The sequence below is a fragment of the Allobosea sp. CCNWLY174 genome, from assembly GCF_037120455.1.
GTDB lineage: Bacteria > Pseudomonadota > Alphaproteobacteria > Rhizobiales > Beijerinckiaceae > Allobosea > Allobosea lupini.
In genome coordinates this window covers 60,431-84,892 of the sequence record NZ_JBBBBQ010000005.1, presented here as the reverse complement: position 1 = coordinate 84,892, position 24,462 = coordinate 60,431, and the positions used below count along the sequence as shown (strand labels likewise).

Sequence of the window (24,462 nt, the reverse complement as noted above, 5' to 3'; positions counted from 1 at the left end):
GGACCGGGCGATGACGACTGTGACGAATGAAGGGGCGGCGATGGCCGCCCCCGCCACGCCGACCCTCGCCGAGGCGACGCGGGTCTGGCTCAAGATCGGCCTGCTCTCCTTCGGCGGGCCGGCCGGGCAAATCGCGCTGATGCACAAGGAACTGGTCGACGAGCGCCGCTGGATCGGCGAGCGCCGTTTCCTGCATGCGCTCAACTACTGCATGCTGCTGCCGGGCCCCGAGGCGCAGCAGCTCGCCACCTATATCGGCTGGCTGATGCACCGCACGGTCGGCGGGCTGATCGCCGGCCTGCTCTTCATCCTGCCGGGCGCGCTGGTGATGTGGGGCCTCTCGCTGCTCTATGTGCTCTATCGCCAGGTGCCGCTGGTCGATGCGCTCTTCTTCGGCGTCAAGGCGGCGGTGCTCGCCATCGTCATCGAGGCCGGCCTGAGGATCAGCAAGCGGGCGCTGAAAAACCGGGCGATGATCGTGATCGCGATCGCCGCCTTCCTGGCGCTCTTCCTGCTCAAGGCGCCTTTCCCGCTGGTGATCTTCGGCGCGGGGCTCGTCGGCTGGCTGGGCAACCGCTGGGCGCCGGCCCTGTTCGGTGGCGGTGGCCATGCCGGCAAGGACGGCGCGCCGGAGTTCAAGGGCGTGGTCGACCTGATGTTCGAGCGCGGCGAGCTCACCCATACCGAGCCCTCGGCGGGGAGGGCACTGCGGGTGCTGGCGCTCTGGTTGCCGCTCTGGCTGGGGCCGGTCGCGCTGCTCTGGGTGCTACTCGGCGGCGGCAATGTCTTCACCCAGATCGGCGCCTTCTTCAGCGCCATGGCGGTCGTCACCTTCGGCGGCGCCTATGCCGTGCTCGCCTATGTCGCGCAGGCGGCGGTCGAGACCTATGGCTGGCTCGTCGCCGGCGAGATGGTCGACGGGCTCGGCCTGGCCGAGACGACGCCGGGGCCGCTGATCCTGGTGCTGCAGTTCACCGGCTTCCTCGCCGCCTGGCGCGGGCATGGCGGGCTCGACCCACTGGTCGCCGGCAGCCTGGGCGGCCTGCTGACGGTCTGGGTGACCTTCGCGCCCTGCTTCCTCTGGATTTTCCTCGGCGCGCCCTACATCGAGGCGCTGCGCGGTAACAAGGCACTATCGGCGGCGCTGACGGCGATCACCGCCGCTGTCGTCGGCGTCATCGCCAATCTCGCGCTCTGGTTCGGCCTGCATGTGCTGTTCAAGGCCGTGCGGCCGGTCGTGATCGGCCCGCTCGCGCCGGATCTGCCGGTTTTGGCTTCGCTCGACTGGCGGGCGGCGCTGCTGGCGGCTTTCGCGATGATCGCGCTGCTTCGCTTCAAGCTCGGCATGGTGCCGGTGCTGGCGGCCAGTGCGGCAGCGGGCGCTGTGCTGGTGCGGCTGACGGCGTGATCGGATTGTTGCGCAGGTTGGAATTCTGAACTGCCCGCAGCGGTGATTGCGATCCATCGCTGAAATGGTCATCTCGACCGGCGGAGGCACCCGAGATGACCCACCGTTTCCTAGAGATCGCGACGACACCGGCCGTGAAGGCTGCCCAGGAAGCACAGGGCAGCCGGCGCAGCTATGCAAGGCAGGAGGCGGGCGAGCCGCATCATGACCGGCTCGGTGAGGCCGAGGCCGGTTTCATCGCGGCGCGCGACTCCTTCTACCTGGCGAGCGTGTCGGAGACGGGCTGGCCCTATCTGCAGCATCGCGGCGGTCCGGAGGGCTTTCTGCGCGTGCTCGACGAGACGACGCTCGGCTTCGCCGACCTGCGCGGCAACCGGCAATATCTCAGCCTCGGCAACCTATCGGCCGATGACCGGCTCTGCCTGTTCCTGATGGACTACGGCCATCGGGCGCGATTGAAGATCTTCGGCCGGGCCAGCTTTCACGATCTCGCCGCCGAGCCGGAGCTGGCGCAGCGCCTGATCGTGCCGGGCTATCGCGCCGTGCCGGAGCGCGGCGTCACCATCAAGGTCGAGGCCTTTGACTGGAACTGCCCGCAGCACATCACGCCGCGCTTCAGCGAGGCCGAATTGGCGCCGGCGCTCGCGCCGGTGCGGCAGCGTCTGGAAGAGCTGGAGGCGGAGAATGCCCGGCTGCGGGCCGAATTTGGGGCCCGCGCCGGCGCTTAACGGCGTTCGCCCGGCTCGATCACCCGGTATTCGGCGTCGACGATCTCGCCACGCGCCGTCTCGGGCCGCCTGCGCTCGAATGGGTTCTGCGGATCGATGCCGGCCGCGCGCATACGGCGGCGCATCTGCCAGGCGGCGACGGCACCGCCGGCGATGACGAGCGGCACGAGGATCAGTGCCAGGCTGGCCGCGACCAGGAAAATCAGCACGCCGACGACAAAGGCACCGGCCATGACCAGCCAGCTCGCCCAGCGGGGCAAGCGGACCAGGCGGGCGCTGGCGGCGTTGTTGAGGTCGATACGGATCATTGGCTCGTTTCGTTTCGTGTCACCCGCGGTTAATCTAGGAAGCGAATGCGGCGTTGACGAGATCGGGCGTGCCCGGGCGATGACGATTTCGTCAGGACGGCGCGCGCCAGTCATAGATCCAGGCGTGGCGCTTGCGCATGCCGTCTGGACCCATGCGGCGCATGGCGAAGTCGCGGGCGAAGCTCCAGGGCCGGCCGAGATGATAGGCCTCGCCGTTCTTGCGGCTGGCCTGCTGGACCCGCGTGGCACGTTCGGTCCGCGCCCCGGCATAGGCTGCCAGCGCCGCCGGTACCGCGGCTGATCCTTCGCGCGCCAGCCGCATCGCAAGCTCATGCGCCAGCACGGCAGCGTCCTCGATGGCGAGAGCCGCGCCCTGGGCCAGGAAGGGCAGGATCGGATGGGCGGCGTCGCCGAGCAAAGCGATGCGGCCCTTGGCCATCCTTGCGGGCGCGCGGTCGTAGAGCGACCAGATCCGCCAGTTCGGCGCGCGCTCGATCAGGTCGCGCAGGCCAGGGCCGGCATTGCCGGCGATCTCGGTCAGCTGCGAGGCGTCGCCCTCGCGCGACCAGCCGGGCCGTGCCTCGCGCGCCGCGCGAATCAGGACGAGGTTGATCTCCTTGCCGCCGGAGACAGGGTAATGCACCGCATGGCGGGCCGGGCCGAGATGCAGCGCCACCGCCGGGCGGCGCAGCGCGTCGGGCAAGCTTTCCGCGGGGATCAGCGAGCGCCAGGCCTCCCAGCCGGTGAAGCCGGGCTCGCCCGCATCGCCGACGAGGGCGCGGGCGCGCGACCAGAGCCCGTCGGCGCCGATCAGGGCCATGGCCTCGACCGTCTCGGTTCCACCGCTTTCGCTGCCGAGCGTGACGGATACGCCTTCCTCGGTCTCATGCGCATCGACGAGGCCGCGGCCGATGATCCAGCGGATGTTCGGCAGGGTTCTGGCCGAATCGAGCAGGAGCTGATGCAGATCGGCCCGCTTCAGCGAGCGCGAGGGCGTCGCGCCTTCGACCGGCGGCGCGAAGGGCATGGCGAGCAGCGGCTTGCCGCCGCCCCAATGGCCGATCGCCAGCGCCTCGGGCCGAATCGCGGCGCGGCGCAGCGCCAGGCCGAGATCGAGCGATTCGAGCACGCGCCCGGCATTGGGCGAGACCTGGATGCCGGCGCCGGCCTCGTCGAAACGGGTGCGCTTTTCGGCGATCGCGACGGGAATGCCGCGGCGGGCAAGCGCGATCGCGGCGGTCAAGCCGCCTATGCCGGCGCCCGCGATGAGGATCGGGAGAGTGGCCACGATGTCATGTCCTGCCGCGCCCCCGGCAGGATATCCTCACGCCGCCTTGGCGGCGGTGTCGTGGTATTCGCACTCGGCCGGCTTGCTGTGGCCATGGCCGACCGACGGCTCGTATTTGAACAGCGTCGAGCAATAGGGGCAGACGATCTCGTCGTCGGAACCCATGTCGAGGAAGACGTGCGGATGGTCGAAGGGCGGCTTGGCGCCGATGCACATGAACTCGCGCGCGCCGACATGGATCACGGCGACGCCGGGATCATTGTGGAAATGCGGGGTGCCGTGATCGGCCATGGTTTTCGTCCTTGCAAATTCGGCGGCACCATAATCGTTCGCCGCGGGCTGCGCCAGCGCGCGTGAAGCAGACCGACATCGCTGCTGCCGTGACCTGTCGCCGCTGCGCGCGGCGAGGCGATCAGGGCTGGCGGGCGCAGTTCTGGCCGATCCCGCGCGCCTGCTCGGTTTCCGCCGGACTGAGCGCATCGGCGAGCGCCTTGACCCAGAGATTCGCCTGCTTGAGCCCGTCCATCGAGCAGCCGCAGACGCGCTCGCAGATCTCCTTCGGCGTGCCGGTACCGGTGCAGGAGCGCTGGCAGGCGGTCAGGAACGGTGCGGCCTCGGCATCCGGAAGCTTCTGCGTGGCCACCTGGCCGGTGGCCTGCATGAACAGGAACAGCGCGCCGATGAAGAGCGGCTGGTGGACGAGATAGACGAACAGGCTGTTGCGGCCGCCGAGGACGATGACCTTGGCGGGGGCGGACGTCGCCCGCCAGTTCGCCCAGAAGCTGCCCGGCGCTTTCGGCAAAGCTGTCCGCGCCAGCACCATGCCGGCGAGCACGCAGCCGAACCAGGGGAAGACCGGGACGAAATCGGCAGTGAGCGGCCAGGGGCCGAAGCCGAGGAAGGAGAGCCAGTCCTGGGTGAAGACGTTGTGACCCAGGATGAAGGGCAGGGCGAACACGATGACTGCCGTGATGGCGATGACCAGCGTCGGCAGGAACAGGAAGGGCAGGGCCAGCACGCTCGCCAGCGCGATGTGATGCAGGATACCGAAGAAGATGAAGACATCCGGCAGCGCGAACCAGGTCGCGGAGGTGACGAGGACCGCGGCGCAGGCGATCAGGGCGACACGGCGCAGATAATTGCCGCGGTCGAAGCCCTTTTGTGTCGCCAGCACCAGGCTGAAGCCGACGATCACCAGGAAGGAGCCGGCGATCAGCCGGGCGAAGGCGCGCCAGGCCGGATCGGTGACGACGTCGACCCGGATCAGCCGGAAATAGGAGAGATCATAGGCGAAGTGGTAGACGAACATCGCAAGCAACGCGATGCCGCGGGCCAGATCGACCAGTTCGATACGGCCGCCGGCCGAGGATTGGGCTTGCTCGCTCATGGTCTCGTCATAAGCGGCGCGCGGCGTCGCGGGAAGGGGCGGCCCTTCCTCATCAACTTGCGCGAGTCATCCCGGACGTAGCGAAGCGGAGATCCGGATCCATTCCGGAGCTTGTCCGATAGAGGGGCCGGAATGGGTCCCGGGTCTCCCTCCGGTCGCCCGGGACGACCAGCGCCCAGGTGAGAGGATGCTACCCAAAGCCGCGCCGCCATGGCAGACCAACCCGACGATCAAAGCAAGCTTGGCGGCAGGGCCGATGCAGACATTCGATTCCGACGGCGTGCAGATCGCCTATCTCGACCTCGCGCCGACCGGCGAAGGCTCTGGCGATCCGATCGTGCTGATCCATGGCTTCGCTTCGAGTCATGCGGTGAACTGGGTCAACACGCAGTGGACGAAGACGCTGACCCATGCCGGCCGGCGCGTCGTGCTCTACGACAATCGCGGCCATGGCCGCAGCCAGAAGCTCTACGATCCCGAGGCCTATCACTCCAACATCATGGCCGAGGATGCGCGCCGGCTGATGGATCATCTCTCGATCGAGCGCGCCGACATCATGGGCTATTCGATGGGGGCGCGGATCTCCTCGCACCTGACGCTCGCCCATCCTAAGCGCGTGCGCTCGCTGCTGCTGGGCGGGCTCGGCATCCATCTGGTCGAGGGGGTCGGGCTGCCGCTCGGCATCGCCGACGCGATGGAGGCGCCTTCGCTCGCCGACCTGACCGATCCGATGCAGCGCATGTTCCGCGCCTTCGCCGAGAACACCGGCAGCGATCTCAGAGCCCTCGCGGCGTGCATACGCGGCACGCGCCAGACGCTGAGCAAGGAGGAGGTCGGCCATATCGCGGTGCCGACCCTGGTCAGCGTCGGCACGAAGGACGACGTCTCAGGCTCCGGCCCGGAGCTGGCGGCGCTGATCCCGGGCGCGCAAAGCTTCGCCATCGAGGGGCGTGATCATAATCTCGCGGTGGGCGATCGTACGCACAAGCAGGCAGTCGTCGAGTTCCTGGCTCGCCGGCCGTAGAACAACGTTCTCCTCAGGTAGAATATTATTCTACGCCAATGGCTTGCGACACTTGCCTCGCAAATCGATTCTTGTTCTTTGCGGCTTGATTCAGCTAGAAGGCGGCACCACGTGCTCTGGCGCGAGCTGATCGCACCAGATTGATCTACGAGCGAACCGTAGCGGAGAACGCCATGCCATCCGGGCGCCCGAATATCGAGATCCGCGATCCAGCCACCGGCCTCGACCGTGTCGATCCCGTCTGGTCCCGCCTGCGCAACGAAGCCGAGCTGGCGATCGCGAGCGAGCCGGCGATGGCGAGCTTCGTTCTGGCGACGATCTTGAACCAGCCGAGCTTCGAGGCCGCGGTCGCCCATCGCATCGCGGCGCGGCTCGGCCATGGCGCCGTGCCGGCAGAGCTGATCGCGCAGGCCTTCGACGAGGCGATCGACGCCGATCCCGAGATCGGGCAGGGCATCCGCGCCGACGTGCTCGCCGTGCTCGACCGCGATCCCGCCTGCTACCGGCTGATCGAGCCGGTGCTCTATTTCAAGGGCTTCCACGCGCTCCAGACGCACCGCCTGGCGCATTGGCTGTGGCGGCAGGACCGGCGCGACTTCGCGCTCTATCTGCAGAGCCGCTCGTCGGAAGTGTTCCAGACCGACATCAACCCGGCTGCCAAGATCGGCAAGGGCATCTTCCTCGACCACGCCACCGGCCTCGTCGTCGGCGAGACCACGGTGATCGAGGACAATGTCTCGATGCTGCAGGACGTGACGCTGGGCGGCACCGGCAAGCAGGGCGGCGACCGCCATCCCAAGATCCGCAAGGGCGTGCTGATCGGCGCCGGCGCCAAGATCCTCGGGAACATCGAGGTCGGGCAATGCGCCCGCGTCGCCGCCGGTTCGGTCGTGCTCGCGGCGGTGCCGCGCAACACCACGGTCGCCGGCGTGCCGGCCAAGGTGGTGGGCGAGGCCGGCTGCGCCGAGCCCTCGCGCTCGATGGACCAGATCCTGGCCGGCGATTGCGGCGGCGGCATCTGAGGCCGCGCCGAAACTCTATTCCAGCCCTCATCCTGAGGAGCGGACGTTGGTCCGCGTCTCGAAGGATGGTCCAGCTGTTTCCGGAGCTTCCTGAAGCATCCTTCGAGACTCCGCTGCGCGGCTCCTCAGGATGAGGGCTGCAGGCGGGGCCCCTCAGCCCTGCACGAGTTTCTTCTTGTGGTCGTCGAGATGGCCGAGATCGCGCTCGGGATCGAGCCGGTCGCGCACGCGCTGCTTGAGCTGCTTCACATCCGGGAAGCCGCCATCGACGGTGCGATCCCAGATCAGATCGCCATTGTAGTGGATCTGGAAGATGCCGCCGGTGCGCGGGATCAGCACGACCTCGCCGAGGTCCTGGCCGAAGGTCTGGAGCAGCTCCTGCGCCATCCAGGCTGAACGGAGCAGCCAGTTGCACATGCTGCAATAGGTGATGGCGATGCGCGGGCCGGGCTTGGGTTCGGTCATGGTCCACTCCGAAGCGGTGCCGGGCGAGGGCCGGCGGGTTCGAAAACGCTTCTGCCGCCATGGCATCGCCAGGGCAAGCGGCCCGCGCGGGCGACGCTCTGACGCGATACTTTGCCTTTGGCTTGCATCCTGCCCCAAAACCCCCTAATGCGACCGCGTTTTCCGGCCCTGCGCGGGCGTCGTCAGGAACTAAGGTGTCATGGCCAAAGAGAAGTTTGCTCGGACGAAGCCGCACTGCAACATTGGAACGATTGGTCACGTTGACCATGGCAAGACGTCGTTGACGGCTGCGATCACGAAGGTTCTGGCTGAGTCTGGCGGCGCGTCGTTCACGGCGTATGACCAGATCGACAAGGCGCCCGAGGAGAAGGCGCGCGGCATCACGATCTCGACGGCTCACGTCGAGTACGAGACGCCGGCCCGTCACTATGCGCACGTCGACTGCCCCGGGCACGCCGACTATGTGAAGAACATGATCACGGGCGCGGCGCAGATGGACGGCGCGATCCTGGTTGTGTCGGCTGCCGACGGCCCGATGCCGCAGACCCGCGAGCACATCCTGCTGGCGCGCCAGGTCGGCGTTCCCGCGCTGGTGGTGTTCATGAACAAGGTGGATCTGGTCGACGACGCCGAGCTGCTCGAGCTGGTCGAGATGGAGATCCGCGAGCTTCTGTCGAAGTACGACTTCCCGGGCGACGACATCCCGATCACCAAGGGCTCGGCCAAGGCGGCGCTGGACGGCGTCACCCCTGAGATCGGCCATGACGCGGTGATCGCGCTGATGAAGACGGTCGACGACTACATCCCGCAGCCTGAGCGCCCGATCGACCAGCCGTTCCTGATGCCGGTTGAGGACGTGTTCTCGATCTCGGGCCGCGGCACGGTTGTGACCGGCCGCGTCGAGCGCGGCATCGTCAAGGTCGGCGAGGAAATCGAGATCGTCGGGCTGAAGGACACGGTGAAGACGACGGTGACCGGCGTCGAGATGTTCCGCAAGCTGCTGGACCAGGGCCAGGCCGGCGACAACATCGGCGCGCTGCTGCGCGGCACCAAGCGCGAGGACGTCGAGCGCGGCCAGATCCTGTGCAAGCCGGGTTCGGTGAAGCCGCACACGAAGTTCAAGGCCGAGGCCTACATCCTGACCAAGGAGGAGGGCGGGCGCCACACCCCGTTCTTCACCAACTACCGCCCGCAGTTCTACTTCCGCACGACGGACGTGACCGGCGTGGTGCACCTGCCCGAGGGCACCGAGATGGTGATGCCTGGTGACAACATCACCATGGAAGTCCACCTGATCGTCCCGATCGCGATGGAAGAGAAGCTGCGCTTCGCCATCCGCGAAGGCGGACGCACCGTCGGCGCAGGCGTCGTCGCTTCGATCATCGCGTAAGCTTCGGCTCCGCGACAATTATGGAAAGGGCGGCGGCAACGCCGCCCTTTTTCGTTTCCGGTGACGATCGCGACGGCGGCACTGGCTTCACGATGAGGATCGTGCCAGCTTCCTGTATCTTGCATACGGACTGGAGAACGCGATGAGTCCCCGCCATTCGCTCGCCGACAGGCTGCGCCAGCCCGGCCTCGTCGTCGCGCCCGGCTGCCATGACGCCATCGGCGCAAGAGCGATCGAGCAGGCCGGGTTCGAAGCGGTCTACATGACCGGCAACGGCCTCTCCGCCAGCCTGATCGGCGCGCCCGATATCGGCCTCCTGACCATGACCGAGATGGTGGCGCGCGGCCGGGCCCTGGCCGCGGCGATCAAGGTGCCGCTGATCGCCGACGCCGATACCGGCTATGGCAACCTCAACAACGTCGCCCGCACCGTCGCCGAATACGAGGCGGCCGGCGTCGCCGCGATCCATCTGGAGGACCAGGTCACGCCCAAGCGCTGCGGCGCGATGAAGGGGCTGGCGTTGGTGACGCCCGAGGAGCATGCCGAGAAGATCCGCATCGCGGTCGCGACCCGGCGCGATCCGGATTTCCTGATCATCGGCCGCTCGGATGCCAGGCTGCCGCTCGGCCTCGACGAGGCGATCGCGCGCGGCAAGGCCTATGCGCAGGCCGGCGCCGATCTCGTGCTGCTGGAGATGCTGCAATCCGAGGAGGAGATGAAGCGGGCGCTGGGCGAGATCGCGGCACCGCTGATGTTCAACTATGTCGAGGGCAGGGTGCCGCCATTGACGGCGGCGGATTTCGAGCGGCTCGGCTTCAAGCTGCTGAGCTATCCGGTGGCCTCGACGCTGGCCTATGCCCATATGATGACGGCCTTTGCGCGCGAGCTGAAGCGCACGGGCACGACGCGCGGGCTGGAGCCTGCCATGCTCGATCTGCCGAGCTACGAGGCTTTCCTGGGTCGTGACACCTATGCCTGATCTCAAGGTCGAGCAGCCGAAATCGCTGGTCGCCATCGTCGAGGAGCGCCTGCGCGATGCGATCGTGGACGCCGAGATGCGCCTTGGCGAGACCTTGTCGGAGGAAGCGCTGAGCGAGGCGCTGGGCGTGAGCCGCACGCCGGTGCGCGAGGCGCTGGCGCGGCTGCAATTGCAGGGGCTGGTGACGATCGTGCCGAAGAAGGGCACCTTCGTCTTCGCGCCGACCGAGGAGGACGTCTCCGAGCTCTGCGTCTTCCGCTACATGCTGGAGACGCAGGCGCTGCGCGAATGCATGAGCAAGGCGCGCCAGGCGGCTCTCGCCGCGATGAAGGGCGCCCTCCTGGCGATGGAGACGGCGCAGGCGAACGGCAGCCGCCGCGACTATGCCCGGGCCGACACCGTCTTCCACGAGGTCTTCTTCCAGCATTGCGGCAACCGCTATCTCGGCAATGCCTATCGCGGGGTCTCCGGCCGCGTCGCGGCGCTGCGCACGCATCTCTCGGTCCCGCTGGAAGGCGAGCAGGAGCGCTCGATGGCAGAGCACCACCAGATGGTCGAGGCCTTCGCGGCCGGGCGCCTGGCTGATCTCGACTCGATCCTGCACCGGCACATCATGCGGGCCTGGGACGCCTATGCCGATGTGCTGCGCACCGGCGGGGTGCGGGGCTGAGCGGAGCTGGCGACCACTAAATCATCTTGCATACAGTGTCCTAGAGCCTATGCTCTTGGGCGAGAGCCTGTAACGGCCGTCGAAGCTCGGGAGGAGCCGCATGACCATCGCCCTGAAAGCTATTGCCCTGACGCTCGCACTGGCGGCGACGCCAGCCCTGGCGCAGGACAAGGTGAGGCTCGTCACCATCGCCGAACTGTCCGGACCGGGGGCGACCGCCGGCACCAATTGGAAGAGCGGCATCGAGCTTGCGGTCGAGGAGATCAACGCCAAGGGCGGCATTCTCGGGCGCAAGATCGACATGGTCGCCTATGACACGCAGACCAACCCGGCCAATGCCCGCGCCGCCGTGCAGCGCGCGATCGACGAGGGCACTCATGCGGTGCTCGGGCCGGTCTATACCGGCTCGATCATGGCCTCGATGCAGATCGCCCAGCGCGCCGAGATCGCGCAGTTGGCGGCCGGCGACGGCACGGCCTACACCGCCCAGGGCAATCCCTTCATCTTCCGGACCTCGCTCAGCCAGTCGGCGGCGATGCCGAAGATCGCCGCCTATCTGAAGGACCAGGTCAAGGCCAAGTCGGTCGCCGTGGTCTGGGTCAATAACGATTTCGGCAAGGGCGGCCACGAGGCGATCCTGAAAGAGCTGAAGAGCCGCGGCATCGAAGTGCCGGTCGATCTCTCGACCGAGCAGGGCCAGGCCGATTTCGCCGGCGAGGCGATCAAGGTGAAGAACGCCGCGGTCGATGCCGTCTTCGTCTACCTCAACGAGGAGGAGAGCGCCCGGCTGCTGGTGGCGATGCGCGACCAGAATGTCGGCAAGCCGGTGATCGGCGAGACCACGATCCTGAGCCAGAAGGTGATCGAGCTCGCCGGCAAGGCCGCCGATGGCGTGCGCGGCCATGTCGGCCAGACCGTCGATGCGCCGATCCCCGCTCTGCAGGAGTTCGGCAAGCGCTTCGAGGCACGCTTCAAGTTCGTGCCCGACCACAACGGCATCAAGGGCTACATGGCCGTGCATGCGGTGAAATGGGCGACCGAGAAGCTCGGCAAGTTCGAGCCGACCAAGGTCGCAGCGACCCTGCACGGTGCGACGATCAAGCCGGAGGAGGAGCCCGGCATCCTGATGGAGACGACCTTCGACGCGAAGGGTGACGTCCAGCGCGAGAGCTTCCTGGCCGAGGTGGTCGACGGCAAGCAGAAGATCATCGGCCGCCTGCCGAAATGAACGATAGGCCGCTCCCGCGGCGGAGCTTGAAATGGCGGTGGCGACACCGCCCTTTTCGTTGCGCCAAGGCGCATCCGCCGGCGCGCAGCGCAATGTCCCGCTACGCCAAGGCCTTGGCGTGACCGGCTGACGATTTGAGTCAACTTTGAACAGGGCGGTTGCGATTTCGACTTGAAAAGCGGGTAGGGTTCGGGCTAAGCAACCGGCGCTACAGGGGTGTAGCTCAGTTGGTAGAGTACCGGTCTCCAAAACCGGTTGTCGTAGGTTCGAGCCCTACCGCCCCTGCCAGCCGCAAATCGCGGCGATGCCGCCTGTCTCTGCGCCAGCGATCGGCTGGCGATCGAGCCGACGGCGCAGCCCCTTATTCCGTACCCTCCCGTCTCGCGAGAACGTGACCTCGGCTTCGCCGATGCCAGCTTTGCACGCGAGCGGTGGGCTTTACGCTCCGGCGCCGTCCCGCATGCCTTGGCGCATGCCGCCGGAGATTGTCGATGAAGCTGTTTTCAAGCATCCGGGTCGCAGCGCTCGCGCTTTCCAGCATTCTCACCTCGGGGCTTGCCGGGGCAGCTGACATCAAGGTCCTGACGGCCGGCGCCTTCAAGCCGGTCGTGCTGGCCGTTGCCGCCGAATTCGAAAGGTCGAGCGGGCACAAGCTGATCATCGACAACGACACGGCCGGCGGATTGCAGCGCCGGATCAGCGCGGGTGAGACCTTCGACGTCGCCGTGCTGACACCGGCCGCAGTCAAGGATCTCATCGAGAAGGGCAAGATCGCCGCGGGCACCGCGTCCGATCTGGCGCGCACGGCCGTTGGCGTCGCGGTCAAGGACGGTGAGACCCGTCCCGACATCGCGACGGTGGCGGGTTTCAAGGCGGCGCTGCTCGCCGCCCGCAAGGTCGCCTATATCGACCCGGCTGCCGGCGGCTCCAGCGGCATCTATTTCGCGAAGCTGCTCGAGACCATGGGCATCGCCGAGGAGATCAAGGCCAAGGCGGTGCTGGTGCCCGGCGGCCTGGTTGCGCAGCGGCTCGTCACCGGCGAGGCCGATCTGGCAATTCACCAGATCAGCGAGATCCTGGCCGTCCCCGGGGCGAGGCTGGTGGGGCCGCTGCCGGCCGAAATCCAGAACTACACGACCTATACCGGCGGCCTCGGCGCGGCGAGCCCGCAGCCGGAGGGCGCCCGGGCCTTGCTTGCTTTCCTGCGGAGCGAGGCGGCCATGCGCGTTCTGACGGCAAAGGGCATGGAAGCCGCGGGGCAGTGAGCCCGGCGCCGAGCGCGAGCATCGCCGCGGCGCGCAAGAAGCCGCTTGGCGAGCGGGCAAGAGCGTTGTAAGAAGCCCCTAACGACGGCGCGCGGCTCCCTGAGCCCCGCGCCGCGAATCTTTCAGGACCGCCGAATCGCTGCCCGAAAGCGGCGATCCGGAACCGAGGTGACGAGCCCGATGGCGAAGACGAATCCCTTCCAGTTCCTGCAGGAGGTGCGCAGCGAGGCCTCCAAGGTGACCTGGCCCTCGCGCCGCGAGACGCTGATCACCACCGGCCTGGTGTTGCTGATGGTGCTCATGTCGAGCCTGTTCTTCCTCTTCACCGACACGGTCATCCGTTGGGGCCTCGGCCTCATCCTCGCGCGCTGAACGGAAGCAAGAACGTGAGCACACGCTGGTATATCGTCCACGCCTATTCCAACTTCGAGAACAAGGTCGCGCAGTCGATCAAGGATCAGGCCGCGCAGCGCAACCTCTCCGACAAGTTCGATGAAGTGCTGGTCCCGACCGAGAAGGTCGTCGAGGTCCGCCGCGGCCGCAAGGTCGACACCGAGCGCAAGTTCTTCCCGGGCTATGTCCTCGTGAAGTGCGAGATGACCGACGAGGTCTATCACCTCATCAAGAACACACCCAAGGTCACGGGCTTCCTCGGCGCCGACAAGGCCAAGCCGATGCCGATCCCCGAGCACGAGGCTATGCGGATCAAGGGCCAGGTCGCCGAGGGCATCGAGCGGCCGAAGCCGACCGTGGTGTTCGAGGTCGGCGAGCAGGTGAAGGTCGCCGACGGCCCGTTCGCCTCGTTCAACGGCGTCGTCGAGGATGTCGACCACGCCCGCGCCCGCCTGAAGGTCGCGGTCTCGATCTTCGGCCGTGCCACGCCGGTCGAGCTAGAATACAGCCAGGTCGAGAAGCTCTGAGGCTCGTCGCCTATCGAGATTGCCAAGGGCGCCGGAAACGGCGCCCTTTTTGCGTGCTTTCGTAGTTAACGCCTCCTTCAGGCGTGTATGAGATTGTCCGCTCCGGCTTTCGGGCGGGCGGGCATGTTTCCCAAGACTTTCAAGGCGACGGTCGGACAGCGCCTGGCGCTGTGGGGTGTGCTGCTCGGCGCGCTGTCCTGCCTTTATGTCGCGACCGAGCTGATCGGTTCGCGCAAGCTCGAAGCCTTCACGCGCAGCCTGACGGCCCAGAGCGATCTCGCCAGCCGCCTCGAAGCGACGACCATGCTGTTCGAGCGGATCAGCGTCGCGATCTTCTCAGGTGTCCGCCCCGAATCCTCCGATCTCGAGGTGCTCGCGATCGCGGCCGAGGACATCGCCACCCGGCTCGACGGCAAGCTGCAGGCCGATACGCAGGTGATCGCGGTGCGCGCCAGGGCGATGCGCGAGGCCGCGGACATTGCCACGGCGCGGGCCGAGCTCAGGGTGATCGCCGACAGGCGCTCGGCCCTGCGGCGTGGGCTTGGCGAGGAGATCGGCCGGCTGAGTGCCGACCTGTCGCAGCATGTCGAGAGCGCCCACCAGAACAAGGTGCTGCTCTCGCTGCTCGGGTTGTTCAGCCTCGTCTTCATCGTCAGGCTGGAGCACCGCTGGCTGGTCCGCCCGATCAGCGAGATGGCGCGGGCCCTGGCGGAGAACCGCAAGGAGCGCGGGCTCGAGATGCTCGCGATGCGCAGCGACGAGATCGGCATGCTCGGCCGCGCCCTGCTGGCGCATCAGCGCGGGCTGCAGGCCGAGCAGGAGGCTGTCGAGGCGCGCGTGAGCGCATTGTCGGGCGAGGTCGCGCGCCAGGAAGCGGCCCAGGCGCGCAACGGGGCCTTCCAGGAGCGGATCGCGGCGATCGCGCAGGCGCTGGAGCAGCATGCGGCCCGGCTGTCGCAGGCCGCCGGCGAGTTCGCGCAGCTCTCCGGCGTCGTCGATGAGCGGGCCGGGGCGGCGACGCGATCGACGCAGCGCGTCTCCGGCCATGTCGATCATGTCGCCGGAGCGATCACCGAAGTGTCCTCGCTGCTGGCCACAGCCGCGAGCGAGGCACAGCGCACCTCGGATGTTGCCGATGCGGCGAAGGCGCTGGTCGAGGAGGCGACTGCCGACACGGTCGTGCTCAGCGATGCCGTCGGCAAGATCGTCCAGGTCATCGACATCATCGGCACCGTCGCCAGCCAGACCAACCTGCTCGCGCTCAACGCCACGATCGAGGCGGCACGGGCCGGCGAGGCGGGCAGGGGCTTCGCGGTCGTCGCCGGCGAGGTGAAGCAGCTCGCGCACCGCACCGCCGAGGCGACCGACGACGTTCGCAGGGGGCTGAGCCAGATCACTATCGCGGCCCAGCGCATCACCCTGCGGGTCGGTGCGCTGGTGACCTCGGTCGAGAAGGTCGACAAGGCGGCTCTCTCGATCGCCGAGCTGACCGCCCGCCAGGATGTCGGCTCGCGCTCGATCAGCGAGACCACGACGCGGACGGCGGGCGATGTCCGGCTCGTCGCCGAGCAGGTCGAGCAGCTTGCAGGCACGCTGGCGAGCTGGCGCCAGACCGCCGGCGCGGTCACCACGGCTTCGGCCGATCTCGACCGGCAGGCAGCGGAACTCCGGCAGGCCGTCGACGGGTTCATCCGGCGCAGGGAGGTTGCGGGCGCATGAGCATCGCGTTTCCGAAGCCCGGGACGGACATGGCAGACGGGCCGTCGCTGCCACTCGCCGCAAAGGTGCTGCACTGGCTGACGGCGGCTCTGGTGCTCGGCCTGTTCGCCACCGGCGTCACCATGAAGCAGCTCGGCCAGGGACCGGCTGCCGATCTTCTCTATCTCGGCCACAAGACCGCCGGTGCCCTGCTGCTTTGCCTCGTCTTGGTGCGCATAGGCTATCGGCTGTTCGCGCAGGTCACGGCGCGCTGGCAGAAGGGTGCCGCCAGCCGGCCGGTCCATGCGCTGCTTTATCTCGGCCTGCTGGTGGTGCCGCTGCTGGGCTGGGCCGGTGCCTCCAGCTATGGGGCACGGCAGCTGCTGTTCGGTCTCTCGCTGCCGGAGATCCGGTCGCCGGAGGCGGGCCATGCCGAGCTGCTGCTGCTCAGCCATGCCTGGCTCGCCTTCGGCCTGATCGCGCTCGTCGTCGTCCATATCGGCCTGGCGCTCGGCGACTATCTGGTGCGCGATCCCAGGGCCGATTGAGCCGCCCCTCAATTTCCGAGCATGTAATCCGCCAGGCTGTAGCAATGGCTCGCCTGATAGGCGTTCCGACCGCGGTTCATATGCGTCAGATTGAAGGTCCTGATGGCGCCAAGGGCGCGGCGATCCGCGAGGAAGCGGCGGATCGAGGCAGAGCTGCGCACATTGATGCCGATCATGTCAGCGCCACCGGGGAAGAAGTAGCCGACATCTTCCGGCGTCGTCACGCAGCGCTCCAGAAAAGCTTCGTCCACATGGCCCTGCTCGAGCGAACGGTCCGTCGTGAGATCCGAAAGATGCACCAGGAAACTCGCCCGGACGTCGTCGCCGTCCGCATAGAGCGTGAAGAGTTCCATCCAGCTGGCATTGACGCGTGCGAGGGGCTTGTCGGAGGTCGACGGCAGGCAGGACACGGACCAGTAGTGGCGCTCGCTCCTGCGCGGGATGGGGATGCAAGTTGCGCCGTAGAGCCCGAGGATCTCCAGGATTTCTCGCGCCTGTGGGCGACGAAGCAGCTTCTGGAACCGCGGGATGTATTTGAAGCGCAGCTCGAGCGATTCAGACCGCTCCTCGGCGTCGGGCAGGTCCGCCTTGCCTTCGATCCAGTCGCGCTGCTGCTCGGGATCCAGGAACTGGCGCAAGCCGGTGGCGGGCCGGCGGGCCGTCGTGCTCTTATCGGGGGCCATGACACTCCATCTGCGCGAGGCATTGTGGTGAACAGATCATGGACCGGTCTCCGGACAAGCCACGACCGGAGCCCGTTCTTGACCAGGGCGAAAGGCTGGCTGATCCCGCGCCTGGTCGGCAGGGCCTCGGCTCGCGCCTGCGACACGACGCCCGCTTCGCCAGGACCCATCAGGGGCTTCCCTTTCGCAGCGGCCTGTGCCATAGGGCGGCCCTCACATGCGTGGGAGGCGCGCCGGTCAGCCAGCCGGAGCTTCGCGCCGCACCACGCCCTGCAACACCCCGATCCGGAGCGATAGCAGCTCGCGGGCGGGGCGTCGTCGTTCCGGTCGGCACCGGGGCGGACGACAGGAGCAGCCATCATGGCAAAGAAGATCACGGGCTACGTGAAGCTTCAGGTTCCGGCGGGCGCGGCCAATCCGTCGCCGCCGATCGGTCCCGCGCTCGGTCAGCGCGGCCTCAACATCATGGAATTCTGCAAGGCCTTCAACGCGAAGACCGCGCAGATGGAAAAGGGCATGCCGATCCCGGTGATCATCACCGCGTATCAGGATCGCTCCTTCACCTTCGAGATGAAGCAGCCGCCGGTCTCGTACTGGCTGAAGAAGGCTGCCGGCCTGACCGCGGGTTCGAAGACCCCGGGCAAGGGTGGCAATGTCGGCAAGGTCACGTCGGCTCAGCTCAAGGAGATCGCCGAGAAGAAGATGGCGGATCTCAACTGCGACAACGTCGATTCGGCGGTGGCGATGATCCGTGGCTCGGCCCGTTCCATGGGCCTGGAAGTCGTGGGCTGAGGGGGAACTGACAATGGCACATGTCGGAAAGCGCGTCGTCAAAGGCCGTGAAGGCATTGACCGCATCAAGCTCTACCCGCTCGCCGAGGCCGTCGCGATGGTCAAGGCCCGCGCCAACGCCAAGTTCGACGAGACCGTCGAGATCGCGATGAATCTCGGTGTCGATCCGCGTCACGCCGACCAGATGGTCCGCGGCGTCTGCAATCTGCCGAACGGCTCTGGCCGTACGCTGCGCGTCGCCGTCTTCGCCCGCGGCGCCAAGGCCGAGGAGGCCAAGAAGGCCGGTGCCGACATCGTCGGCGCCGAGGATCTGGTCGAGACCGTGCAGAAGGGCGAAATCAACTTCGACCGCTGCATCGCGACCCCGGACATGATGGGCCTCGTCGGCCGCCTCGGTAAGGTGCTGGGCCCGCGCGGCCTGATGCCGAACCCGCGCGTCGGCACAGTCACCATGGACCTGACCGCCGCCGTCGCCGCCTCGAAGGGCGGCTCGGTCGAGTTCCGCGTCGAGAAGGCGGGCATCGTCCACGCCGCCGTCGGCAAGGCCTCGTTCGATGCCGACAAGCTCGGCGAGAACATCAAGGCGTTCGTCGATTCGGTCTCGAAGGCGAAGCCGGCCGGTGCCAAGGGCACCTATATCCAGCGCGTCGCGATCTCCTCGACCATGGGTCCGGGCGTCAAGATCGAGCCGAACACGGTCCTCGGCGGCTGATCTCGCGCCGCGGCCGCCTTCGGGCGGCCGCAGCCCCACCTTGCGCTTCGGCGCAGGGATTACCACTTGGCAGAAGCCGGGGGAGGGTCTATAGCCTCCTGCGTGTTTCCATAAGTGACGGGGCTTCCGCGTGCTTGGCACGAGGAGGTCCATTTCGCGTTTTTCGGTGGTTCGCCACCGAAAAAATGGGTGTCGGGTCCGAGGGGAGCGATCTCCGAGGGCGAGGCATCCAGTCCTGTCTGAGACTGCAGGTGCGCCTTTGGCTCCGGCCAGGGGGCATAATTTCGCCAAGAGGCCTGCATAGACGGTGCAAGAGCTTTTCCGGCGCCGAAAGGTGCCGAACGAGGTTCGAACCATCTCGCCCGATCACGGCTTCGGCCATGGCTGGGGACAGGGCACTGAGCGTCGCTCCGGTGAGGGGTCGGTGTCAACCGGTCACTTTTCGCGAGCGGCACGTGCAACTGGCGGCGGGTCTCAAAGCCTGTCGCCTACCGGAGAGAGCCCAGTGGATAAAGCGGCAAAATCTGATGCCGTCGCGACGCTGAACGACGTCTTCTCGAAGACGTCGGTCGTTGTCGTGGCCCACTATGCGGGCTTGACGGTGGCCCAGTTCCAGAAGCTTCGTCGCGAGATGAAGGCCAATGGCGCCACCGTGAAGGTCGCAAAGAACCGGCTGGCCAAGATCGCTCTTGAAGGCACCGACGTCGCGTCCATCAGCCCCTTGCTGACGGGTCCCACCCTGATCGCCTATTCCAGCGATCCGGTCGCGGCGCCGAAGGTCGCCGTCGCATTCGCCAAGGAGAACGACAAGCTCGTCATCCTCGGCGGCGCGATGGGCACGACCGCCCTGAACCCCGATGGTGTCAAGGCTCTGGCCACGATGCCCTCGCTCGACGAACTGCGCGCCAAGTTGCTCGGCCTCCTGCAGGCCCCTGCGACCAAGATCGCCCAGCTCTCGACCGCGCCTGCTGCGAAGCTCGCGCGCGTGTTCCAGGCATATGCCGACAAGGACGCTGCCTGAGCAGCCGACAACCCTTAATCGTTCGAACCTCTTACATCAGGAACCTGAACCATGGCCGATCTCGCCAAGCTCGTCGACGAACTCTCGTCGCTCACCGTTCTCGAGGCCGCTGACCTCGCCAAGTTGCTCGAAGAGAAGTGGGGCGTCTCCGCCGCCGCCGCCGTCGCCGTCTCCGCCGGCCCGGCCGCCGGTGGCGCTGCCGCCGCCGCCGTCGAGGAGCAGACCGAGTTCACCGTCGTTCTTGCCGCCGCCGGCGACAAGAAGATCGAGGTGATCAAGGAAGTCCGCGCCATCACCGGCCTCGGCCTCAAGGAAGCCAAGGACCTGGTCGAGGCCGCTCCGAAGCCGGTCAAGGAAGCCGTCGCCAAGGACGAAGCCGAGAAGCTCAAGAAGCAGCTCGAGGCCGTCGGCGCCAAGGTCGAGCTCAAGTGAGCTCGGGCCGGCTGATGCCGGTCCGTCTCTAGTCGACAAGGACAGTCCCGGGGCGGCTCGCCGCCTCCGGGGCTGTTGCGTCGTTTCCGGTAACCGGAACGACGCTTTGCAGGGCCTGCCACGGTGCAGGTCGATCCAGTTCGAATGTCGGCGCGCATGAAGCGCCGAGCGGCTCACCCGGCGGCCCGTTCCGCCCGCGGCCCGGACCACCGGGTGAGCCGTCCGAGATTGCGAGGAACATGATGGTAACTTCCCTCCAGGGTCGCAGGCGCGTCCGCAAGTTCTTCGGCAAGCTCAAGGAAGTGGCGGAGATGCCGAACCTCATCGAGGTTCAGAAGGCGTCCTACGACCAGTTCCTGATGGTCGAGGAACCCAAGGGCGGCCGCAGCGACGAGGGCCTGCAATCGGTCTTCAAGTCGGTGTTCCCGATCGGCGACTTCTCGGGCGCCTCGCTCCTGGAGTTCGTCAAGTACACCTTCGAGCCGCCGAAATACGATGTCGACGAGTGCCGCCAGCGCGGCATGACCTTCTCGGCGCCGCTCAAGGTGACGCTGCGCCTGATCGTGTTCGATATCGACCCGGACACCCAGGCGAAGTCGGTCAAGGACATCAAGGAGCAGGACGTCTACATGGGCGAGATGCCGCTCATGACGGACAACGGCACCTTCATCGTCAACGGCACAGAGCGCGTCATCGTCTCGCAGATGCACCGCTCGCCGGGCGTGTTCTTCGATCACGACAAGGGCAAGACCCATTCCTCGGGCAAGCTGCTGTTCGCCGCCCGCATCATCCCCTATCGCGGCTCCTGGCTCGACATCGAGTTCGACGCCAAGGACATCGTCTACGCCCGTATCGACCGCAAGCGTAAGATTCCGGTCACCTCGCTGCTGTTCGCCCTCGGCATGGACGGCGAGGAGATTCTCCAGCGCTTCTACAACCGCGTCGTGTATGTCCGCGACAAGGACGGCTGGCGCGTCCCGTACGACGCCGAGCGCATGAAGGGCTTCAAGGCGAGCGTCGACATGATCGACGCCGACACCGGCGAAGTCGTGATCGAGGCCGGCAAGAAGCTGGTCGCGCGCACCGCCCGCCAGCTCGCCGACAAAGGCCTCAAGTTCCTGCGCGCGACGAACGAGGATCTCATCGGCCAGTATGTTGCCGAGGATCTCGTCGACCCCACCACCGGTGAAGTTCACGCCGAGGCCGGCGAAGAGCTGAGCATGGCCGCCGACCCGAAGACCGGCGAGGTCAAGGGCAACCTGATCGACCTGATCAACAAGGGCTACACCGAGATTCCGGTGCTGGACATCGACCACATCACGGTCGGTCCCTATATCCGCAACACGCTCCAGGTCGACAAGAACTCGCGTCGCGAGGAAGCGCTGTTCGACATCTACCGCGTGATGCGCCCGGGCGAGCCGCCGACGCTCGAGACCGCCGAGAACATGTTCCAGTCGCTGTTCTTCGACTCGGAGCGCTACGACCTCTCGGCCGTCGGCCGCGTCAAGATGAACATGCGGCTCGACCTCGACGCCGCCGACACCGTGCGCATCCTGCGCAAGGAGGACATCTTCGCGGTCGTCAAGGCGCTGGTCGACCTGCGCGACGGAAAGGGCGAGATCGACGACATCGACCATCTCGGCAACCGGCGCGTGCGCTCGGTCGGCGAGCTGATGGAGAACCAGTATCGCCTGGGCCTCCTGCGCATGGAGCGCGCCATCAAGGAGCGCATGTCCTCGGTCGACATCGACACCGTGATGCCGCAGGACCTGATCAACGCGAAGCCCGCGGCCGCCGCGGTGCGCGAGTTTTTCGGCTCGTCGCAGCTCTCGCAGTTCATGGACCAGACCAACCCGCTCTCGGAAGTCACCCACAAGCGCCGTCTCTCGGCGCTTGGCCCGGGCGGCCTGACCCGCGAGCGCGCCGGCTTCGAGGTGCGCGACGTCCACACCACGCATTACGGCCGCATCTGCCCGATCGAGACGCCGGAAGGCCCGAACATCGGCCTGATCAACTCGCTCGCCACCTTCGCGCGCGTCAACAAGTACGGCTTCATCGAGAGCCCGTACCGGCGCATCCGCGATGGCAAGCAGACCGACGAGATCATCTATCTCTCGGCCATGGAAGAGGCGAAGTACAACGTCGCCCAGGCGAACGCCGCCGTGGATGAGGAAGGCCGTCTGACCGACGACCTGATCGTCTGCCGCCGCGCCGGCGAGGTCATCGTCGTGCCGGTCGACAAGGTCGACTTCATGGACGTCTCGCCCAAGCAGGTCGTCTCGGTCGCCGCGGCGCTGATCCCGTTCCTCGAGAACGACGACGCCAACCGCGCCCTGATGGGCTCGAATATGCAGCGCCAGGCGGTGCCGCTGGTTCGCGCCGACGCGCCGTTCGTCGGCACCGGCATGGAGGCCGCGGTCGCCCGCGACTCCGGCGCCGCCATCGCGGCCCGCCGCGCCGGCATCGTCGACCAGGTCGATGCGACCCGTATCGTCATCCGCGCTTCGGACGAGATGGACCCGACCAAGCCGGGCGTCGACATCTACCGCCTGCAGAAGTTCCAGCGCTCGAACCAGTCGACCTGCATCACGCAGCGTCCGCTGGTCCGCGTCGGCGACGTCATCAAGAAGGGTGACATCGTCGCCGACGGCCCGTCGACCGAGTTCGGCGAGCTCGCGCTCGGCCGCAACGTGCTCGTCGCGTTCATGCCGTGGAACGGCTACAACTTCGAAGATTCGATCCTGCTCTCGGAGAAGATCGTCTCGGACGACATCTTCACCTCGATCCATATCGAGGAATTCGAGGTCATGGCCCGTGACACCAAGCTGGGTCCCGAGGAAATCACGCGCGACATTCCGAACGTGTCGGAAGAGGCGCTGAAGAACCTCGACGAAGCCGGCATCGTCTACATCGGCGCGGAAGTGGCGGCGGGCGACATCCTCGTCGGCAAGATCACGCCGAAGGGCGAGAGCCCGATGACCCCGGAAGAGAAGCTGCTGCGCGCCATCTTCGGCGAGAAGGCTTCGGACGTGCGCGATACCTCGCTGCGCGTGCCGCCGGGCGTCCAGGGCACGATCGTCGAGGTCCGCGTGTTCAACCGCCACGGCGTCGACAAGGACGAGCGCGCCCAGGCGATCGAGCGCGAGGAGATCGAGCGTCTCGCCAAGGACCGCGACGACGAGCAGGCGATCCTGGACCGCAACACCTTCGCGCGTCTGGCCGAGATCCTGACCGGCAAGACCGGCCTCGCCGGTCCGAAGGGCTTCAAGAAGGACACGGTCATCACCCGTGAGGTGATGAGCGAGTTCCCGCGCTCGCAGTGGTGGCTGTTCGCCACGGCGGACGACGCCCTGATGACCGAAATCGAGGCGATGCGGAAGCAGTACGACGAGTCGAAGAAGCGCCTCGAGCAGCGCTTCCTCGACAAGGTCGAGAAGCTGCAGCGCGGCGACGAGCTGCCTCCGGGCGTGATGAAGATGGTCAAGGTCTTCGTCGCGGTGAAGCGCAAGATCCAGCCCGGCGACAAGATGGCGGGCCGCCACGGCAACAAGGGCGTGGTCTCGCGCATCGTGCCGGCGGAGGACATGCCGTTCCTCGAGGACGGCACCCATGCCGACATCGTGCTGAACCCGCTCGGCGTGCCCTCGCGCATGAACGTCGGCCAGATCCTGGAGACGCATCTGGGCTGGGCGGCCGCCGGTCTCGGCAAGCAGATCGGCAAGGCGATCGACGCCTATCGCAAGGCACACGACTCCAAGGCCCTGCGCGCCTCCTTCGACGCCGTCTACGAGGACAACGAGATCATCGCCTCGATGGACGACGCCGAGCTGATCGAGATGGGCCAGAACCTGCGCCGCGGTGTTCCGATCGCGACGCCGGTGTTCAACGGCGCCAAGGAGTCCGACATCGAGCGGCTGCTGGAGCAGGCGGGCCTGCACTCGTCCGGTCAGTCGACGCTCTATGACGGCCGTACCGGCGAGCCCTTCGACCGCAAGGTCACGATGGGCTACATCTACATGCTGAAGCTGCACCACCTGGTGGACGACAAGATTCACGCCCGCTCGATCGGCCCGTACTCGCTGGTCACCCAGCAGCCGCTCGGCGGCAAGGCCCAGTTCGGCGGCCAGCGCTTCGGCGAGATGGAGGTCTGGGCGCTGGAAGCGTACGGCGCCGCCTACACGCTGCAGGAGATGCTGACGGTGAAGTCGGACGACGTCGCCGGCCGTACCAAGGTCTACGAGTCGATCGTACGCGGCGAGGACAACTTCGAAGCGGGCATCCCCGAGAGCTTCAACGTGCTCGTCAAGGAAATGCGCTCGCTCGGCCTCAACGTCGAGTTGATCAACACCAAGCCGAAGCAGGGCGACGTGCCCGCCGAGGCAGCCGAGTAAGGCGTCACGCCCGCAAGGGCGCGACGGCGTTCGTTACTCATGCCGGCGGCAGTGGCGCCGCCGGCCGATGGACAAAGGCCGGGCAGGGCGGTTTTCCCTAAAA

24 protein-coding genes and 1 tRNA gene are annotated in these 24,462 nt (G+C 67.0%); 19 read left to right on the top strand and 6 right to left on the bottom strand.

The features are described from left to right. Positions 1-10: 10 nt before the first annotated feature. Complete coding sequence (gene chrA / locus V7S63_RS16535; protein ID WP_336530997.1) at positions 11-1,408, top strand: chromate efflux transporter; 1,398 nt, start codon at positions 11-13, stop codon at positions 1,406-1,408. A 95-nt stretch (positions 1,409-1,503) separates the two neighbouring features. Further along, a complete protein-coding gene (locus tag V7S63_RS16530) occupies positions 1,504-2,136 on the top strand; it encodes a pyridoxamine 5'-phosphate oxidase family protein (RefSeq protein WP_336530996.1) in 633 nt (210 codons plus the stop codon). On the opposite strand, the gene V7S63_RS16525 is transcribed toward V7S63_RS16530, so the two are convergent. The 4 genes from V7S63_RS16525 to V7S63_RS16510 all read right to left on the bottom strand — a co-directional run bounded on the left by V7S63_RS16525 (position 2,133) and on the right by V7S63_RS16510 (position 5,119). Next, on the bottom strand, positions 2,133-2,444 hold the full coding sequence (locus V7S63_RS16525) for a hypothetical protein (RefSeq protein ID WP_336530995.1): 312 nt from the start codon (positions 2,442-2,444) through the stop codon (positions 2,133-2,135). The genes V7S63_RS16530 and V7S63_RS16525 overlap by 4 nt on opposite strands. Positions 2,445-2,535: 91 nt before the next feature. Next, a complete protein-coding gene (locus V7S63_RS16520; protein ID WP_336530994.1) occupies positions 2,536-3,732 on the bottom strand; it encodes an FAD-dependent monooxygenase in 1,197 nt (398 codons plus the stop codon). A gap of 36 nt (positions 3,733-3,768) precedes the next feature. Further along, the gene (locus tag V7S63_RS16515; RefSeq protein WP_100964863.1) at positions 3,769-4,023 is read right to left on the bottom strand and encodes a zinc-finger domain-containing protein; all 255 of its coding nucleotides are present in this window, start codon (positions 4,021-4,023) and stop codon (positions 3,769-3,771) included. 121 nt (positions 4,024-4,144) lie between these two features. Beyond that, entirely contained in the window at positions 4,145-5,119 is a 975-nt protein-coding gene (locus tag V7S63_RS16510) for an acetyltransferase domain-containing protein (protein WP_336530993.1), read from the bottom strand. Positions 5,120-5,375: 256 nt separating this feature from the next. Between V7S63_RS16510 and V7S63_RS16505 the strand changes: the two genes are divergently transcribed. Both V7S63_RS16505 and cysE read left to right on the top strand, forming a co-directional pair. Continuing rightward, entirely contained in the window at positions 5,376-6,143 is a 768-nt protein-coding gene (locus V7S63_RS16505) for an alpha/beta fold hydrolase (protein ID WP_336530992.1), read from the top strand. Positions 6,144-6,316: 173 nt separating this feature from the next. Further along, on the top strand, positions 6,317-7,165 hold the full coding sequence (cysE, locus tag V7S63_RS16500; RefSeq protein ID WP_100964857.1) for a serine O-acetyltransferase: 849 nt from the start codon (positions 6,317-6,319) through the stop codon (positions 7,163-7,165). A gap of 153 nt (positions 7,166-7,318) precedes the next feature. Here the strand turns inward: cysE and V7S63_RS16495 are convergent, their stop codons facing one another. After that, entirely contained in the window at positions 7,319-7,630 is a 312-nt protein-coding gene (locus V7S63_RS16495) for an Rdx family protein (RefSeq protein ID WP_336530991.1), read from the bottom strand. 199 nt (positions 7,631-7,829) lie between these two features. Here V7S63_RS16495 and tuf point away from each other — a divergent pair, with 199 nt between their 5' ends. The 10 genes from tuf (at position 7,830) to V7S63_RS16445 (ending at position 16,328) form a co-directional block, all read left to right on the top strand. Continuing rightward, positions 7,830-9,020, top strand: coding sequence for an elongation factor Tu (tuf, locus tag V7S63_RS16490; RefSeq protein ID WP_100962336.1), 1,191 nt, complete (start codon positions 7,830-7,832; stop codon positions 9,018-9,020). A gap of 142 nt (positions 9,021-9,162) precedes the next feature. Continuing rightward, complete coding sequence (locus V7S63_RS16485; RefSeq protein ID WP_336530990.1) at positions 9,163-9,999, top strand: isocitrate lyase/PEP mutase family protein; 837 nt, start codon at positions 9,163-9,165, stop codon at positions 9,997-9,999. Further along, the gene (locus tag V7S63_RS16480; protein ID WP_336530989.1) at positions 9,992-10,669 is read left to right on the top strand and encodes a GntR family transcriptional regulator; all 678 of its coding nucleotides are present in this window, start codon (positions 9,992-9,994) and stop codon (positions 10,667-10,669) included. Before V7S63_RS16485 ends, V7S63_RS16480 begins: the two co-directional genes overlap by 8 nt. A gap of 100 nt (positions 10,670-10,769) precedes the next feature. After that, positions 10,770-11,897, top strand: coding sequence for an ABC transporter substrate-binding protein (locus V7S63_RS16475; RefSeq protein ID WP_336530988.1), 1,128 nt, complete (start codon positions 10,770-10,772; stop codon positions 11,895-11,897). 212 nt (positions 11,898-12,109) lie between these two features. Continuing rightward, positions 12,110-12,185 (top strand) — tRNA-Trp (locus tag V7S63_RS16470). Positions 12,186-12,388: 203 nt separating this feature from the next. Continuing rightward, on the top strand, positions 12,389-13,162 hold the full coding sequence (locus V7S63_RS16465; RefSeq protein WP_336530987.1) for a molybdate ABC transporter substrate-binding protein: 774 nt from the start codon (positions 12,389-12,391) through the stop codon (positions 13,160-13,162). A 180-nt stretch (positions 13,163-13,342) separates the two neighbouring features. Continuing rightward, entirely contained in the window at positions 13,343-13,534 is a 192-nt protein-coding gene (secE, locus tag V7S63_RS16460; RefSeq protein WP_091843803.1) for a preprotein translocase subunit SecE, read from the top strand. 14 nt (positions 13,535-13,548) lie between these two features. Continuing rightward, entirely contained in the window at positions 13,549-14,082 is a 534-nt protein-coding gene (nusG, locus tag V7S63_RS16455) for a transcription termination/antitermination protein NusG (protein WP_091843800.1), read from the top strand. Between the two features lie 123 nt (positions 14,083-14,205). Further along, on the top strand, positions 14,206-15,801 hold the full coding sequence (locus V7S63_RS16450; RefSeq protein ID WP_336530986.1) for a methyl-accepting chemotaxis protein: 1,596 nt from the start codon (positions 14,206-14,208) through the stop codon (positions 15,799-15,801). Beyond that, the gene (locus tag V7S63_RS16445) at positions 15,798-16,328 is read left to right on the top strand and encodes a cytochrome b (RefSeq protein ID WP_336530985.1); all 531 of its coding nucleotides are present in this window, start codon (positions 15,798-15,800) and stop codon (positions 16,326-16,328) included. Before V7S63_RS16450 ends, V7S63_RS16445 begins: the two co-directional genes overlap by 4 nt. 8 nt (positions 16,329-16,336) lie before the next feature. Here the strand turns inward: V7S63_RS16445 and V7S63_RS16440 are convergent, their stop codons facing one another. Next, positions 16,337-17,011, bottom strand: coding sequence for a hypothetical protein (locus tag V7S63_RS16440; protein ID WP_336530984.1), 675 nt, complete (start codon positions 17,009-17,011; stop codon positions 16,337-16,339). A 360-nt stretch (positions 17,012-17,371) separates the two neighbouring features. On the opposite strand from V7S63_RS16440, the gene rplK reads away from it, so the two are divergent. The 5 genes from rplK to rpoB all read left to right on the top strand — a co-directional run bounded on the left by rplK (position 17,372) and on the right by rpoB (position 24,359). Further along, positions 17,372-17,803 (top strand): 50S ribosomal protein L11, encoded by a 432-nt coding sequence (gene rplK / locus V7S63_RS16435; RefSeq protein ID WP_091843786.1) that lies wholly within the window; start codon positions 17,372-17,374, stop codon positions 17,801-17,803. 13 nt (positions 17,804-17,816) lie between these two features. Continuing rightward, the gene (rplA, locus tag V7S63_RS16430; RefSeq protein WP_091843782.1) at positions 17,817-18,515 is read left to right on the top strand and encodes a 50S ribosomal protein L1; all 699 of its coding nucleotides are present in this window, start codon (positions 17,817-17,819) and stop codon (positions 18,513-18,515) included. 505 nt (positions 18,516-19,020) lie between these two features. Further along, positions 19,021-19,536, top strand: coding sequence for a 50S ribosomal protein L10 (rplJ, locus tag V7S63_RS16425; protein WP_091843777.1), 516 nt, complete (start codon positions 19,021-19,023; stop codon positions 19,534-19,536). 51 nt (positions 19,537-19,587) lie between these two features. Beyond that, positions 19,588-19,968, top strand: a complete 381-nt coding sequence (gene rplL / locus V7S63_RS16420) for a 50S ribosomal protein L7/L12 (RefSeq protein ID WP_091843773.1) — start codon at positions 19,588-19,590, stop codon at positions 19,966-19,968. Between the two features lie 242 nt (positions 19,969-20,210). After that, positions 20,211-24,359, top strand: coding sequence for a DNA-directed RNA polymerase subunit beta (rpoB, locus tag V7S63_RS16415; protein ID WP_091843821.1), 4,149 nt, complete (start codon positions 20,211-20,213; stop codon positions 24,357-24,359). The last annotated feature ends 103 nt before the right edge of the window (positions 24,360-24,462 follow it).